This is a genomic window from Streptomyces sp. NPDC043812 (genome assembly GCF_056436245.1).
This window is the reverse complement of sequence record NZ_JBWKCY010000006.1, coordinates 11955-27139: the sequence shown is the minus strand read 5'-3', so window position 1 is coordinate 27139 and position 15185 is coordinate 11955. Positions and strand designations below refer to the sequence as shown.

Sequence of the window (15185 nt, the reverse complement as noted above, 5' to 3'; positions counted from 1 at the left end):
GCGGGAGAGGTGGCGTTCGTCGTGGCGGTGCAGGAAGCGGAGCAGAGCGACGTATGCGGACACGGAGCGCGCGAGGGTCATCGGCGGGCCGTGGCGCGGTTCCTCGCCAGACGCGACGAGCTGGCGGCGGGCCAGGGCCTGCCCCCGGGCGTCGTACACTCGCCGGGCGCGTCCCGCCAGTGGGTGTCCGACGAGCTGACCCTGTCGGCCCGTACGGTCGCCGGCCTGGACCGCGCGGTCGCCGAGTCCCGGTTGCGCAGGCTGCGCCGCCACTCGCTGACCGTCGTCTGGGCGGCCTTCGCGGTGCTCGCCCTCGCCCAGACCGCGACCGCGATCGGCGCGGGCTGGACCGCGTCCCGGACCGCCGGGCTGCTCTCCGCCCTCGTCGTCGCGGTCGCCCTCACGGTCGGCGCCCACGCCCACCGGACGCGCGGCGGCCTGCTCGCGCCGATCACCGGCGAGGACAACCGCCTGTCCACCTCCCGCACCGTCGCCGCCCCGTGGGTGCTCGTCGGCTGCGGCGCGCTGCTCCACCTCTCCGTCCTGCTGGCCGGAGCCTCCTCCGCCGCCCGGCGCGACCGGCTGACCGACGGACTGGGCATCGCCGCGGGCGCCGGGCTGCTCTGCGTCCTCGCCCTGGTGTGCACGATCGCCGCCGGGGTGCGCAGGGCCGTCGCACTGCGCATCACCGGGCTGCGACTGCAGAAGGTGCGTGCCGACCGCCCGCGCGCCGCCGATGTCTACTGCGACGACTCCGGGCGTGCCTCCTTCGCCGATGCGCAGTACGTGCTGGTCAACGCCGCCGCCGTCGCCTTCGCACTCGCCTCGCTCGCCCGTGGCCCCCAGCGGCTGCCCGAGCTGCCGTGGGGACTCGTCCTGCTGGTGGTGGTCTCGGCGGGGACGTACCTCGCCGGGAAGTACGCGGAGGGAAGCCGTCCCGTCGTGATGTCCGTCGTGCGCGCCCGGGAGGCGGGTGACCTGGACGGACCCATCCGGACCGGTGACGACATCGAGATCCGCGGCAGCGGCTTCGTCCCGCCGGGCGCCGGCGGGCCCGACCTGCTCGCCCGACTCGTCGTCCGTATCGGCGCGGTCCATGTGCACGTGCCGCTCATCCCCGTGGCCGGCGGCTTCGCCAACCCCACGGACACGCTGCTCACTGTGCCCGTACCGGTGGAGGTCGAGCCGGGACAGCTCGACATCCAGGTGGTGACGGCCGCCGGGGTGGAGAGCAACCGCTGCTTCATCGAAGTGACCGACTGACCCATCCGGCCGCGCGTGTCCCTCGTGTCACAGTGTGTGCCGCACACCTGGTGAGCGGCGCGCCCAGGCCGTACGTATGGTCAGTTGACGGGTCAACCGAAGGCGGGACCGGCGATGACACACACGTATCGGACGACAGAGAGCTATGGCATGCCCGGCGACGGGCCGCGTGGCTGGAGGGAGCAGGCGGGTCATTACGCCCTGCTGCCGCTGCGCCTGTTCCTCGGCGTGACCTTCATCTATGCGGGCATCGACAAGCTCACGGACAGCACGTTCCTGGCCGCGAGCGGCACCGGCTCCATCGGCGAACTCATGAATTCGGTGCGCGACTCCTCTGCCGTCCCGGCGCTCGTCGACCTCGCGCTGAAGAACCCCGAGGGCTTCGGCCACGCCATCGCCCTGGGTGAGCTGGCCGTCGGCATCGGCACCCTGATCGGGCTGCTGGCCCGCCTGGCGGCGCTCGGCGGCGCGCTCATCTCACTCAGCCTGTGGCTGACCGTGAGCTGGCAGACCGAGCCGTACTACTACGGCAACGATCTCGCCTATCTGATGGCCTGGCTGCCGTTGGTGCTGGCCGGGGCATCGTCCTTCTCCCTCGACGCACTGCTGCGGGCACGGCGGCGCCGGATCCCGTAGTGCACGGCGGCCACCGTGCCGGCCACGAAGAGGCCGCCGAAGACGATCGGGAACGCCACGAACCAGGGGGTGTGCCAGGAGCCCGCCGCGTCCCCGCCGTACAGCAGGGCCGCGGTCAGGACACTCAGCCCGGCGATCAGCCCGCCCGGACGGAATTCATGCCGGAGCTCACGACGCGGCACGGGTCACCTCCACCTGTCCGATGCCCACTTCCAGATCCAGCTCCAGCGTCCCCGACGGCTCGGCGCCCCGCGGGGCGGGGAGCGTCTTGCGCCGGTCCTGGCTCGGGCCGACGTCGACGTCGTCGGGCGCGTCCGCGGGCAGCCGGATGTCGCCGACGCCGACCTCGGCGTCCAGCTTCACCGTGGCGTTCTTCGGCAGCACGACCCTGAGCTGGCCGAGACCGATGTCCGCCTTCGTCGACACCGTCTTCCCGGCCGGCACGGTGAGCGCGGACAGATCGAGCGTGCCCTTGCCCGACCCCAGTTCGTAGCGCGGCTCGACGGCGGTCACGGACGCCGGCTTCCAGGTCTCCTCGCCGAATTCCGTGCTGATGTCCTTGGGGAGCGCCGCGGCTCCCGCCAGCAGCGCCGCCGTCACCATCGTCATCAGGACCGTGCCGAAGCCCGTACGCCCCAGCAGGGTGCTCAGCAGCAGGCCCAGGCCGAACACCGCCAGCGCCGAGACCAGGCCGATCTGCAGGCTGGTGCCCAGCGGGTGTCCCTCCCAGCTCACTCCCGTGCCCACGGCGCCCGCGATCAGCGCCAGCACGAACACCGCCCCGCCGATGCCGCGCGGTCCCCGCGGCTGCGCCGGGGCGAACGCCCGCTTCCCCGGGCCGGGCGGAGCCGCCGCGGCCTCCGCGAACGCCGACGCCGGCCCCCAGAGGTATCCGGTCGGCACCGGTCCGGTCGTCCCGTCCTTGACGATCGGGTCACGCCACCAGGAGGGGCCTTCCGGCACGGGCGGCGCCTTGGTCTCCGGCGGCGCCTCGGCGACCGCGTGGGCCGTCGCCGTGTCCATCGGTACGCCGTCGGGCGCTGCGGCCGTGCGCCGCTGGGACCAGACGGCGGCACCGGTGACCGCGAGCGACAGCATGGCGGCGAAGCCCAGCAGGTCCGCATTGCCCAGCATCGACAGGAACAGACCGCAGCCGAGCAGGGCGAGCAGCACGGCGCTCAGCGACGCACCGTCGACCCGGCCCGTCAGCATGCGGCGGAAATCGTTCTCCTCCTCGTCCTCGGACGGGACCAGGAGCCAGGCGAAGCCGTAGAAGATCAGGCCGATTCCGCCGGTCACCGACAGCACGCCGATCACGATCCGGAAGATCACCGGATCTACGTCGCAGTACCGCCCGAGCCCGCCGCAGACACCGGCCACCACCTTGTGGCGCGGGGCGCGACGCAGCTGCGGTGGAGGCGGCGGCTCCTGCGGGGACGGGGGCGGCGCGGTGGTCGGCTGGGTCATGACTCCATGGTGACCGGCCGGAAGTCCGGACGGCAGCTGCTTTGACCCTGGCCGTTCCCTGATATTGCCCCTGAGAAGCGGTGCCTTCTCAGGGTCGGTTCAGGGGACGGCCCTGATGTCCGTGGTGCACCCCGCGTGTGACGATCGGGGCATGCCAGTCGCCGCCCGTGTGCCCGATACCGACGAGCCGCCCGTCCGCAAGCTGTACCGCAGCGCCGACGGCCGCATGCTCGGCGGCGTGGCGCGGGGGCTCGCGGGGCATCTGGGGCTGCCCGTCATCTGGGTGCGGCTCCTGTTCCTGGCCCTTTTCCTGGTCGATGGCCTCGGCGCCCTGCTGTACGCGGTGTTCTGGATCGTCGTCCCGCTCGGTGTCGGCGGCCGGGCCGCCGAACCCCGCTCGGTGTTCGAGACCACGACGGACGGCCGCCGACGGCTGCGCAAGCCCGACAAGGGACAGCTGTTCGCGCTGATCGCCCTGCTTGTCGGTGCCGCGGTCTTCGCCGGCAATGTCGACGTGGGCGGCAGCGCCAACCGCTATCTGTGGCCGACGCTGCTCATCGGCGCCGGCGTCGTGCTGGTCTGGCGGCAGGCGGACAATGCCCGACGGGCCCGATGGACCGAGGTCGGCCGCAGGCGTCGGCTGCTCCAGCTGGCCCGTGCACTGGCCGGCGTCGCGCTCGTCGGCATGGGCCTGACCGTGTTCGTGGTGGTCCGCGGTTCGGCGGCCCAGCTCGGCAATGTCCTGACCGCGGCCATCGCCGTCATCGCCGGAGTCGCCCTGCTCGCCGGACCGTGGCTGGTGCGGATGACCCAGGACCTCACGGAGGAGCGGACCATGCGCATCCGCGCCCAGGAGCGCGCCGAGGTCGCCGCCCACGTCCACGACTCCGTACTGCACACCCTCACCCTGATCCAGCGGAACGCGGAGGACCCGGGCGAGGTCCGGCGGCTCGCCCGCGCCCAGGAGCGCGAGTTGCGCAACTGGCTCTACAAACCGGAGGGCAGGGGTAAGGAGGAGGACGAGGAGCCCGACACCCTCGCAGAGGCCGTGAAGAGGACGGCCGCCGAGGTCGAGGACAAGCACGGGGTGCCGCTGGAGGTCGTGGTCGTCGGGGACTGCCCGCTCGACGAGAAACTGGGGGCACAGATGCAGGCCGCGCGCGAGGCGATGGTCAACGCCGCCAAGTACGGTGGCGCAGGAGGGGCGGTCCAGGTCTTCGCCGAGGTCGAGGGGCGCAGGGTCTTCGTCTCCGTGCGGGACCGGGGGCCGGGCTTCGACCTGGACGCGGTTCCCGACGACAGGATGGGCGTAAGAGAATCGATCATCGGCCGGATGCAGCGCAACGGCGGCACGGCACGGCTGCGCCCGGTGCCCGGTGGGGGTACCGAAGTGGAGCTCGAGATGGAGAGGGCGGACGGATGACCGAGGCTGCTGGAGAGAGCGTCGAGCGCCGCGTGCGCGTCGTACTCGTCGACGACCACCGCATGTTCCGTGCCGGGGTGCAGGCGGAGATCGGGCAGACCGAGCGCACCGGCGTCGAGGTCGTCGGTGAGGCCGCCGACGTCGACCAGGCGGTCACCGTGATCACGGCGACCCGCCCCGAGGTCGTGCTGCTGGACGTCCATCTGCCCGGCGGTGGCGGCGTGGAGGTGCTGCGCCGCTGCGCCACGCTGATGGCGTCGGCGGAGCACCCGGTGCGGTTCCTGGCGCTGTCGGTGTCGGACGCCGCGGAGGACGTCATCGGCGTGATCCGGGGCGGAGCCCGTGGCTATGTCACCAAGACCATCACCGGGACCGATCTGGTCGACTCGATCTTCCGGGTGCAGGACGGCGACGCGGTGTTCTCGCCGCGGCTCGCGGGCTTCGTGCTGGACGCCTTCGCATCGACGGACGCGCCCCCGGTGGACGAGGACCTGGACCGGCTCACGCAGCGGGAGCGGGAGGTGCTGCGGCTGATCGCGCGCGGATACGCGTACAAGGAGATCGCCAAGCAGCTGTTCATCTCGGTGAAGACGGTCGAGTCGCATGTGTCGGCGGTGCTGCGGAAGCTGCAGCTGTCCAACCGGCACGAGCTCACGCGCTGGGCGACTGCCCGCCGCCTGGTCTGACGACGGCGCCGTGCTCGGCGACGGCGCCGTCGCCGAGGGCGCTACGACGGGGAGAGCGACGGTGCTACGACGGGGAGAGTGACAGCGCTACGACGGGGGAAGCGACATGTCCGTCTTCTCTCCGGCCCGGACGTAGCCGATGCCCGCGTAGATGCGCTCGACCGAGGCGTCGCCGGGCTCCAGCCACACCACGCGGCAGCCGCGGGCGAAGGCCTTCGCCGTCAGATACGAGGCGAGCGCGGCGCCGAGGCCGCGGCGCCGGTGCGTCGCCGCGACCGCGAGCCCGCCCAGCTCGCTGAGCCCGTCCACGGGGACCGAGCACCCGCCCGATCCGACCGCGGTGCCGTCCACGGCATCGACGGCGAACGCCGCGACACCGCCGCCCTCCTGGGCCCTGCGGAGCCAGTTGATCTCGCCTTCCGTCGGCTCCCCGCTCTCCCCGTACGCGAGATGCTGCACCCCGGCCGCCGCCCGGTAGTCGGCGTCGTGTTCCAGTTCGGCCAGGGTGATCCCGGCAGGCGGCTCCGGCACGGCGAGCCCGTCCGGTGCCACGGCCATGACCGGCGCGCGCCGTTCGACGGTGAACCCGGCGGCCAGCAGGGCCGCTTCGAGCTGGGGTGCGCACGACGGCAGGAACTCCAGACGCGGCAGCCGGTCGAGCGAGCGGAACGTCTCGACGAGGGCGTCGATCTCTGCCGGGGTGGGCCGTGCGTTTTCGTCGGGAATCGCATAATTCGCCTGCGGGATGGGCCAGTCGGGGCTGTGGCGGACGACGAACGGTCCGACGCGGTGATGGTCGGGGGAGCGCAGCGCGAGCGTACGCACATGATGTTGTATGTCGCGGTCCATCCGCCGGATGCTACGAGACCCGGGTGGCTCCTGCGAAAGGCATTTCGTCGATCGGTGCGATGCGCACGGGCGCTCCGGGACGTGGTGCGTGGATCATCTGGCCGCCGCCGATGTAGAGCCCGACGTGCGAGATGCCGGAGTAGAAGAAGAGCAGGTCTCCTGGGGCGAGTTGGGAGCGGGAGACGCGCTGTCCGGCGTTGATCTGGGTGTAGGTGGTGCGCGGCAGCGAGACACCGGCCGAGCGCCAGGCGGCCTGGGTCAGCCCCGAGCAGTCGAAGGAGGACGGACCGGTCGCCCCCCAGACGTACGGCTTGCCGAGCGCGCCGTAGGCGTACGCCACGGCCTGCGCCGCCCGGCTGTTCGGCGCTTGCAGCGAGCCGCGGGGGGTGGCGGACCGGTCGGCGCGGTCGGTGCCGGTGTCTTCGGCCGGCTCGCCGGCGGCGTACTGGGTGCGCTGCTCGGCGGTCAGCCGGGCCAGCAGCCGTTCGGCGGCGGCGAGTTTGTCCTGCACGGTCGTCTTGTGCCGGGACAGCTCGCGCCGCCGTTCCTCCAGCTCGGCGATGCGTTCGCCGGCCCGCGCCCTGAGCCTGCCGATGTCCACGAGCTGACGGTGCACACCGGCGATCGCGGCGGCCTGCCGCTCCCCGGCCCGTTCGGCGAGTGAGGCGCGCTCGAGATACTCCTCGGGGTCGGAGGTCAGCGCGAGCTGCAGCCCGGGGTCGATGGTCCCGGAGCGGTACTGGGCGGTCGCGAGCGAACCGAGGGCGTTGCGGGAGACGTTGAGCCGCTCGGTCCTGCGGGCCGCCTCGTCGCGCAGTGCGTCGAGCGACGCACGGGCCTTGCCGGATTGCTCCTTGGCGCCGTTGTACCGCTCGGTCGCCTCCTCGGCCTCCTGGTACAGCTTGTCGACCCGGGCCTTGATCTGGGCGGGGGTGAGGCGGGGTTCCGCGTGGGCGGAGCCGTCGAGGGCGGTCGTGGTCGCAGCACCCGCGAGTGCCAGGGTGGCCGCGGTGCGGGCGGCCGGCCCGGTGAGCGGATGCTGCTTCGGTTTCCGGTGCGCTGCCACGGGGGCGCCACGTCCTTCCTCGTACCTGCGGTCCGGCGGCGCACCGCACAGGGGGAGCGGCGCGCCGCCGGATCTCTCGGCGGTGGCGGCCGGGTGCCCTCCGGCTGCACAACGGCGGGTGGGGAGCCGGCCACCTGGTGCAGGACGCTAAACCTGGCCGCCACGCCCATGAGACGTAAGGAGCGGAACTGTCCGAAGCCGGTCGTCGCTGCTCGTTTTCTTCGCACCGGTCCGGTGCCGCGGGAGCGGGTTGCCGACGCGCACTGACCGATGCGTCGGATGCGGCCCACCCGGCCCCGGAGGGGTGGTATGGCGAGGATTAGGCTCGGCCCATGGACGTACTCATCAAAGTCTTCGTCGCCCTGCACATCATCGGCATCGCCTCCCTGCTGGGCGGCTTCCTCACCCAGATGAAGGCGATGGGCGCGGGCACGGCACGCTTCACCCCGGCGATGCTGCACGGGGCCCTGACGATGCTGGTCACCGGCGTGGCGCTGGTGGGCCTCAACCAGGCCGACGACCAGACGGTGAACAACGTCAAGATCGGCATCAAGCTGGCGGTGCTGGTGGTGATCCTCGGGCTGGTCTACGTCAAGCGTGACGAGGAACAGGTCGACAAGGCCCTGTTCGGCGCGGTCGGCGGGCTGACCGTGGCCAACATCTTCATCGCGACGCTGTGGACGTGACCAGCCCCGCGGACGCCGCGGCCTGACCGCGTACACACGGATGCCCGGGCGGGTGGACCGCCCGGGCATCCGTGTGTCCGATGCCGGTCAGACCGGGCGGACGCTGCCGTAGATCGGCATGTAGTAGATCGACTCCTCGCGGACGTTCGCGCCCGGCTTCGGTGCGTGGATCATCTTGCCGTCGCCGATGTAGATGCCGACGTGGCTGATGTCGTCGTAGAAGAAGACCAGGTCGCCCGGGAGCAGATCGGCCGTCGCGACGCGCTGGCCGACCTTCACCTGGTCCCAGGTGGTGCGCGGCAGGTCCACGCCGGCCGCCTTCCAGGCCCCCTGGGTCAGTCCGGAGCAGTCGTACGAGCTCGGGCCGGTCGCGCCCCAGACGTACGGCTTGCCGATCTGGGAGCGGGCGAAGGCCAGGACCTTGTCGGCCTTCGCCGCGTAGCTGCCGTCGTCCGTGCCGGTACCGCTGCCCGTGCCCGTCTCCGGAGGTGTCTGCTCGCGCTCCTGGCGCTGCCGTTCGGCCTCCGCCTTCGCACGCGCCTCCGCCTCGGCCTTCGCTTCGGCCTTGCGGCGGGCCTCCTCCTCCTTCTCCCGCTCGATCGCGGCGAGACGGGCCTTCTCCTCGGCCGTCAGCTTCGAGAGCAGGGTCCGGGCCTCTGCCAGCTTCGTCTGGACGCTCTGCTTGCTGATGCGCAGGGCCTTCTGGGAGTCGGTCAGCGACTCCAGCCGCTTCGTCGCCGTGGCACGCTGCTTCGCGGCCGCGGCGCGCTCGGTCTCGTACTCGGTGATCGCGCTCTGCTGCTGGTCCGTCATCCGGTCCATCAGCTGCGTCTGCTCGAAGTACGCCTGAGGGCTGTCCGCGAAGAGCAGGGCGGCGGTCGGGGTGACGGCACCGGTGCGGTACTGCGCGGCGGCGTAGTTCCCCAGGGCACGGCGCGACTCGTTGAGCTTCTCGGTGCGCTTGGCGGCGTCGTCGAGCAGCGTGTCGACCTCGCGGCGCTTCTCCTCGGTGGCCTCTTTCGCCTGGTTGTACTCCTGGGTCGCGGTGCCGGCCTGCCGGTACAGGTCGTCGACCTTCTTCTGCACGTCCTCGACGGAGGGCTTCGGGTCGGTCGGCGCCGCGGTGGCGCTCTGCGTCGACAGCAGAGTGACACCGGCGAGGGCGGCCGTCGTGAACCCGACGGCAGGGGAGGGTTTTACGCTACGGCTGCGGATCCTGCGATGCGACGCCAAGGCCGGCATCTCCTTCTTCCGTGAACCGCCTACCGGGTTAGCTGACGGGTTCGGGCGGAACGGAAGATGCCCTACGGACCGAGTGGAGCGCGGTCCGATTCACCCCAATAGTGCATGTGGGTCCCCGGTTCTGAACTTCCTTACGGAAAGCCCGGATTCGGCGGAGACGGCGCGGATGGCGGGGTTCGCCATGGCGGTACGGGCCGTCTGGTCGAGCACGCTAGCCAACTCGTGCATCTGCTGTGAAGGTTGATGTTCGATATGTCCGATACATTTTCGTGACCTTTTTCGGTGAGCAGGACTTCCGGCCGTACGTGTGGCGCACCGGATCCGCCCGGTCACGGAACGCGTCCGCCTCCGCGTGCGGACGGATGTCCGGGGCCGGATCGGCATACGGCACCGGGTTGTCGGTCCGGCCGCCTAGACTCGATAAGCGATGAGCAGCCTCTTTGACGACAGCTTCCTGGCGGATCTCCAGCCCCGAGCGGAGGAGCACCCGCCCCCGCCCGAGGAGCACGCCCCGGAGCCGATCCCGGACGACCTCTTCCAGGGCGCCTACGACGTGCCCCCGGCCCGCGACGGGTACTACCGCGACGGTCACCCGCGCCCCGCCGTCGACCCTGCGGCCCTGCTCGAGGGGCTGAACGTGGAGCAGCGTGCCGCGGTCGTGCACACGGGCACCCCTCTGCTCATCGTCGCCGGAGCCGGTTCCGGCAAGACCCGTGTGCTCACCCACCGGATCGCGCATCTGCTGGGCACCCGCCATGTGCACCCCGGCCAGATACTGGCGATCACCTTCACCAACAAGGCCGCCGGTGAGATGAAGGAGCGCGTCGAGCAGCTGGTCGGCCCGCGGGCCAACGCGATGTGGGTCATGACGTTCCACAGCGCGTGCGTGCGCATCCTGCGCCGCGAGTCGAAGAAGCTCGGCTTCACCTCGTCGTTCTCGATCTACGACGCCGCCGACTCGAAGCGGCTGATGTCCCTGGTCTGCCGCGACCTGGACCTCGACCCGAAGAAGTTCCCGCCGAAGTCCTTCAGCGCCAAGATCTCGAACCTGAAGAACGAGCTGATCGACGAGGAGACCTTCGCCGACCAGGCGGTGGACGGCTTCGAGAAGACGCTCGCCGAGGCGTACCGGATGTACCAGGGACGGCTGCGCGAGGCCAACGCCCTGGACTTCGACGACATCATCATGACGACCGTCCATCTCCTCCAGGCGTTCCCCGACGTCGCCGAGCACTACCGGCGCCGCTTCCGCCACGTCCTCGTCGACGAGTACCAGGACACCAACCACGCCCAGTACACACTCGTACGCGAGCTGGTGGGCACGGGCTACGAGGACCTGGAGCCCGCCGAGCTGTGCGTGGTCGGCGACGCCGACCAGTCGATCTACGCCTTCCGCGGCGCGACGATCCGCAACATCCTCCAGTTCGAGGAGGACTACCCGGACGCGACGACGATCCTGCTCGAGCAGAACTACCGCTCCACGCAGACGATCCTCTCCGCCGCCAACGCGGTCATCGAGCGCAACGAGTCCCGCCGCCCCAAGAACCTCTGGACCAACGCCGGTGCGGGCGCCCAGATCACCGGCTATGTCGCGGACACCGAGCACGACGAGGCCCAGTTCGTCGCCGACGAGATCGACCGGCTCACCGACGCGGGCGACGCGAAGGCCGGCGACGTCGCCGTCTTCTACCGGACGAACGCCCAGTCCCGTGTCTTCGAAGAGATCTTCATCCGCGTCGGCCTGCCCTACAAGGTCGTCGGCGGAGTGCGCTTCTACGAGCGCAAGGAGGTCAGGGACGTCCTCGCGTATCTGCGCGTCCTGGCCAACCCCGAGGACAACGTCCCGCTGCGCCGCATCCTCAACGTCCCCAAGCGCGGTATCGGTGAACGCGCCGAGGCGATGATCGACGCCCTCGCGCTCCGCGAGAAGATCACCTTCCCGCAGGCGCTGCGCCGCGTCGACGAGGCGTACGGAATGGCGGCCCGCTCGGCGAACGCGGTGAAGCGGTTCAACGTGCTGATGGAGGAACTGCGCACGATCGTCGACTCGGGCGCGGGGCCCGCGGTCGTGCTGGAGGCCGTCCTGGAGCGGACCGGCTATCTTGCCGAACTCCAGGCGTCCACCGACCCGCAGGACGAGACGCGCATCGAGAACCTCCAGGAACTCGCCGCCGTGGCACTCGAGTTCGAGCAGGACCGCGCGGAGGAGGAAGGCGCGGGCACGCTCGCCGAGTTCCTGGAGAAGGTCGCGCTCGTCGCCGACTCCGACCAGATCCCCGACGAGGATCAGGAGGGCACCGGCGTCATCACGCTGATGACCCTGCACACCGCGAAGGGCCTCGAATTCCCCGTCGTCTTCCTGACCGGTATGGAGGACGGCGTCTTCCCGCACATGCGCGCCCTGGGACAGACCAAGGAGCTCGAGGAGGAGCGGCGCCTCGCCTACGTGGGCATCACCCGCGCCCGCGAGCGCCTGTATCTGACCCGGTCGTCGATGCGGAGCGCCTGGGGCCAGCCCTCGTACAACCCGCCGTCGCGTTTCCTGGAGGAGATCCCGGGCGCGCACCTCGACTGGAAGCGCAAGGGACCGATGTCCGCGCCCGCCGGGCCGACGTCGGGCATCACCTCGTCGCTCTCGTCGTCGCGTGCGCGAGGGGGCGCGTCCGGGTTCGCCACGCGGCGGACGAACGACAAGCCCGTGATCGCGCTGTCCGTCGGCGACCGCGTCACACACGACCAGTTCGGTCTCGGCTCCGTGGTGGCGGTGACGGGATCCGGCTCGGACGCGCAGGCGACGATCGACTTCGGCGACGAGAAGCCGAAGCGCCTGCTGCTCCGGTATGCACCGGTCGAAAAGCTCTGACGGACCGGCCTACATGACAGAAACCGCCCGGCCCTCGTGAGAGGGCCGGGCGGTTCGTGTCAGAGTCTGCTCAGGTCGGGTCGATGCCGTGCCCGCGGAGCCACGGCAGCGGGTCGATCGCCGCGCCGCCGCCGGGACGCACCTCGAAGTGCAGATGCGGTCCGGTGGAGTTGCCTGAATTGCCCGAGTAGGCGATGACGTCGCCGGCCTTGACGGAGCCACTGCGGATCTTGGTGCTGCTGAGGTGGCAGTACCACGTCTCGGTGCCGTCGGCCGCGGTCACGATGGCCATGTTGCCGTAGGCGCCGTTCCACTGGGTCCGGACGGTGCCGTCCGTCGCGGCCATGACCGGAGTGCCGTACTGGACGGGGAAGTCGATACCGGTGTGCAGCGACATCCAGTTGACGCCCGACTGCCCGTAGTACGCGCTGAGACCGTCCTGCTTCACGGGAAGCACGAACTTGGGGCGCAGCGCCTCCCGCCGTGCCGCTTCCGCCTCGCGCTTCTTGCGCTCCGCCTCCTGGCGCTCCTTGAGATCGATGCGCTCCTGGGTGCGGGAGGCGCGGTCACCGAAGTCGCGGGCGTCCTCGCTGAGTGCGGCGAGCTGTGTGTCCATCTTGCTGTTGGCGGCGACCTGCTTGACCGAGGCCGGATCCGCGGCCGCCAGGTTGGACGTGTCGTCCTTCGCCTCGCTGTCGGCGAGACCACCGACCGAAGCGGCGGCGATACCGGCAACGCCCATGACGCAGGCGGAGGGTACGGCGACGGTGAGGAGTGCGGAGCGCTTGGCGGGCGTACGGCGCCGACCGCGGCCGCCGCTGCCGGAACGGCGGACGGGGCGCGGGGTGACAGGCGCTACGGGCATGGCGGCCATGGTCTGCGTCAGGGCGCTGTGCTCCGACTCGGCATCCGTGCCGGCGTCGCTCTCGGCGTCGTTCCCGTAGACGTAGTCGTCCTCGTACGCCGGTTCCGCAGTGGCGTCCGTGCGGTCCTCTTCGCCCTGGTACTCGGTGTCGCTCGCGGGCGCGACGTCCTGGTACTCGGCGGCGGGATACTCGCCGTCCTGGTAAGCGGGCTCGCCGTACGGGATGTCCTCGTGCTCCGCGTACGGAATCTCGGAGGCCTGGTAGTCGGCGTAGCCGTTGTCGTACTCGGCGGCCGGCACGAACTCGTGCTCCGGCGTGAACTGTTGCGGTACGAGCCCTGCCGGGGACGTTGCCGTGCCCGCGTTCCAGGCGGTGGCGTCGTAGGCGCCCGAGTCGAAGGACGTGGCGTTCCACTGTCCCGTCGTGTCGTAGGCGAACGTCGCAGCGGCGGTCTCGTACTGGCCCGTCTGCCCGGCCTGGTTCCACGCGCTCGCGTCCCACTGCCCGGTGGTGTCGTACTGCGCGTACTGCTGGTCGTACTGCGGCTGTTGGACCTGCTGCGCCGACGCGTAGGCGTCGTAACCGGCGGTCTCGTGCGTCCCGGCGGCCCACTGGGTCGCGTCGTACTGGCCGCTGTGCCCCGCTTCGTAACTGCCCGGAAGAGCGCCGAAGAGCGGGTCGGAATCGAAGCTGCCGGTGGTGTAGCCGGCGTACCCGGCATGGGCGTGCTGGTCGTTCACCAACTTCTCTCTCGCCTCGGCAGCAGGATCTGCATCAGAGGCCACAAGACAGGGGCCCCCGGGGGAAGCAGTGGCGCGACTGTACCCGGCGGTATGCGATGCCGACAATCTTCGGCGGCATCTCCGCAATCAGGAAACGGGCATTCAGCCGTCTTTCGGCGGACTGTGGGCACAGCTTTGGCCCTACGTTCGAGAAGCGTTCGACTCGATGTCGGAACCCGGGACTCCACGGCGCAGTCGCGGGAGCCTCCGTCCTCAGGCGACCGAGGCCGCGCCGGCCGGACCCGCTTCCGTCGCACCCGACGCGAGCGCCTCGTGGATCGAGTCGGCGACCGCGGGGTGAACCGGCAGTGCGAGATGGCCGATTCCGCTCACTCGTACGTTCTGGGCGAGAAGGTCCGGATGGTCGATGCAGGCCGTCTCGACGGGGACCATGATCCGGTCGAGATCGCTCCAGAAACTGACGAAGCGCGTACGGCAGCCCGGGGCGGGAAGGCGCAGTTCCTCGATCACCGTCGAGCCGGGCCGCATCTGGCGCACGATCGGGTGCGCTCCCGCGAGCGGCGCCACCGTCGTCCCGGAGTGCGGGGTGCCGAGCGTGACGAGCGTACGGACCCGGCGGTCACCGCCGAGGCGCTGTACGTAGTAGCGGGCGATCAGGCCGCCGAGGCTGTGGCCGACGATGTCCACCTCGCTCTGCCCGGTCCGCGCGCAAATCTTCTCCACATGGCGGCCGAGTAGATCGGCGGCGGCGCGGATGTCGCAGGTCAGAGGAGAGTAATTGAGGCACTCGATGTGGTGCGGGCCGCGCCGGGCGAGCGCGCGGCGTAGCAGTACGAACACGGAGCGATTGTCGACGAAGCCGTGCAGCAGGACGGTGGGCACGACGCCTGCGAGGGCAGCGGGCAGCTGCGTCGCGTCCGGCGCGGTACGCCGACGGGGCGGACGCTCCGGGGTGAGGCCGGTCGGATACAGCACGAGATGCCCGGCGAGTATCGCGAGCTCCAGGGCGGTGGCACGCAGCAGCGCGGTGGGAAGGCGCAGGCAGCGCAGTCCGTGCAGGCACGCGGTGAGCTGTGAAGCGAGCTGCGAGCCGGGCAGCGGCAGGGGCAGAGGCAGGGCCAAAACCTTCACGGCGACCTCCCGACCGGCGCACCGGGGACGGCTCGCCCCGGTGTGCCCTCGTGGGGGCGCGCGCTGCGAAGGCGGCGGCGCCGCACCTCCGGCCGTGCGGCTGTCGGCATTGGAGGTGCGGCGACCTGTGTGGATCTTGCGGCGGCTCCCCTTGCGGCCGTCCCTGCGGGGCGGGCGCTCAGCGATAAAGATGTCCCATGTGTGATTTCCCCCTCGCTGTCCACCGTGAAACGGCGGGTTGCGGGATGCTGGACATCTGCAGAT

The 15185-nt window shown here is 70.9% G+C and carries 12 protein-coding genes and 1 riboswitch; of the genes, 6 read left to right on the top strand and 6 right to left on the bottom strand.

Annotated elements, in window-relative coordinates:
- Window positions 1-21: 21 nt before the first annotated feature.
- Window positions 22-1263: a hypothetical protein gene (locus AC067Z_RS10865; RefSeq protein WP_478789163.1), complete on the top strand. Its 1242-nt coding sequence runs from the start codon at window positions 22-24 to the stop codon at window positions 1261-1263.
- A 114-nt stretch (window positions 1264-1377) separates the two neighbouring features.
- Window positions 1378-1899 (top strand): DoxX family protein, encoded by a 522-nt coding sequence (locus AC067Z_RS10860; RefSeq protein WP_478789162.1) that lies wholly within the window; start codon window positions 1378-1380, stop codon window positions 1897-1899.
- Between the two features lie 168 nt (window positions 1900-2067).
- Here the strand turns inward: AC067Z_RS10860 and AC067Z_RS10855 are convergent, their stop codons facing one another.
- A complete protein-coding gene (locus AC067Z_RS10855; RefSeq protein ID WP_478789161.1) occupies window positions 2068-3366 on the bottom strand; it encodes a PspC domain-containing protein in 1299 nt (432 codons plus the stop codon).
- A gap of 151 nt (window positions 3367-3517) precedes the next feature.
- Between AC067Z_RS10855 and AC067Z_RS10850 the strand changes: the two genes are divergently transcribed.
- Both AC067Z_RS10850 and AC067Z_RS10845 read left to right on the top strand, forming a co-directional pair.
- Entirely contained in the window at window positions 3518-4789 is a 1272-nt protein-coding gene (locus tag AC067Z_RS10850; RefSeq protein ID WP_478789160.1) for a PspC domain-containing protein, read from the top strand.
- Window positions 4786-5475, top strand: a complete 690-nt coding sequence (locus tag AC067Z_RS10845; protein ID WP_478789159.1) for a LuxR C-terminal-related transcriptional regulator — start codon at window positions 4786-4788, stop codon at window positions 5473-5475. The genes AC067Z_RS10850 and AC067Z_RS10845 overlap by 4 nt, the downstream gene beginning before the upstream one ends.
- Before the next feature lie 87 nt (window positions 5476-5562).
- On the opposite strand, the gene AC067Z_RS10840 is transcribed toward AC067Z_RS10845, so the two are convergent.
- Window positions 5563-6324, bottom strand: a complete 762-nt coding sequence (locus AC067Z_RS10840) for a GNAT family N-acetyltransferase (RefSeq protein WP_478789158.1) — start codon at window positions 6322-6324, stop codon at window positions 5563-5565.
- Between the two features lie 10 nt (window positions 6325-6334).
- Window positions 6335-7390, bottom strand: a complete 1056-nt coding sequence (locus AC067Z_RS10835) for a C40 family peptidase (protein ID WP_478789157.1) — start codon at window positions 7388-7390, stop codon at window positions 6335-6337.
- A 332-nt stretch (window positions 7391-7722) separates the two neighbouring features.
- On the opposite strand from AC067Z_RS10835, the gene AC067Z_RS10830 reads away from it, so the two are divergent.
- Window positions 7723-8076, top strand: coding sequence for a hypothetical protein (locus tag AC067Z_RS10830; protein WP_478789156.1), 354 nt, complete (start codon window positions 7723-7725; stop codon window positions 8074-8076).
- Window positions 8077-8163: 87 nt separating this feature from the next.
- On the opposite strand, the gene AC067Z_RS10825 is transcribed toward AC067Z_RS10830, so the two are convergent.
- The gene (locus AC067Z_RS10825) at window positions 8164-9318 is read right to left on the bottom strand and encodes a C40 family peptidase (RefSeq protein ID WP_478789155.1); all 1155 of its coding nucleotides are present in this window, start codon (window positions 9316-9318) and stop codon (window positions 8164-8166) included.
- Between the two features lie 2 nt (window positions 9319-9320).
- Window positions 9321-9482: riboswitch (cyclic di-AMP (ydaO/yuaA leader) on the bottom strand.
- Between the two features lie 263 nt (window positions 9483-9745).
- On the opposite strand from AC067Z_RS10825, the gene pcrA reads away from it, so the two are divergent.
- Complete coding sequence (pcrA, locus tag AC067Z_RS10820) at window positions 9746-12181, top strand: DNA helicase PcrA (RefSeq protein WP_478789154.1); 2436 nt, start codon at window positions 9746-9748, stop codon at window positions 12179-12181.
- A 70-nt stretch (window positions 12182-12251) separates the two neighbouring features.
- Here the strand turns inward: pcrA and AC067Z_RS10815 are convergent, their stop codons facing one another.
- Both AC067Z_RS10815 and AC067Z_RS10810 read right to left on the bottom strand, forming a co-directional pair.
- On the bottom strand, window positions 12252-13787 hold the full coding sequence (locus AC067Z_RS10815; protein ID WP_478789153.1) for a M23 family metallopeptidase: 1536 nt from the start codon (window positions 13785-13787) through the stop codon (window positions 12252-12254).
- A 255-nt stretch (window positions 13788-14042) separates the two neighbouring features.
- Window positions 14043-14888 (bottom strand): esterase/lipase family protein, encoded by an 846-nt coding sequence (locus AC067Z_RS10810; RefSeq protein ID WP_478789415.1) that lies wholly within the window; start codon window positions 14886-14888, stop codon window positions 14043-14045.
- Window positions 14889-15185 lie beyond the last annotated feature (297 nt).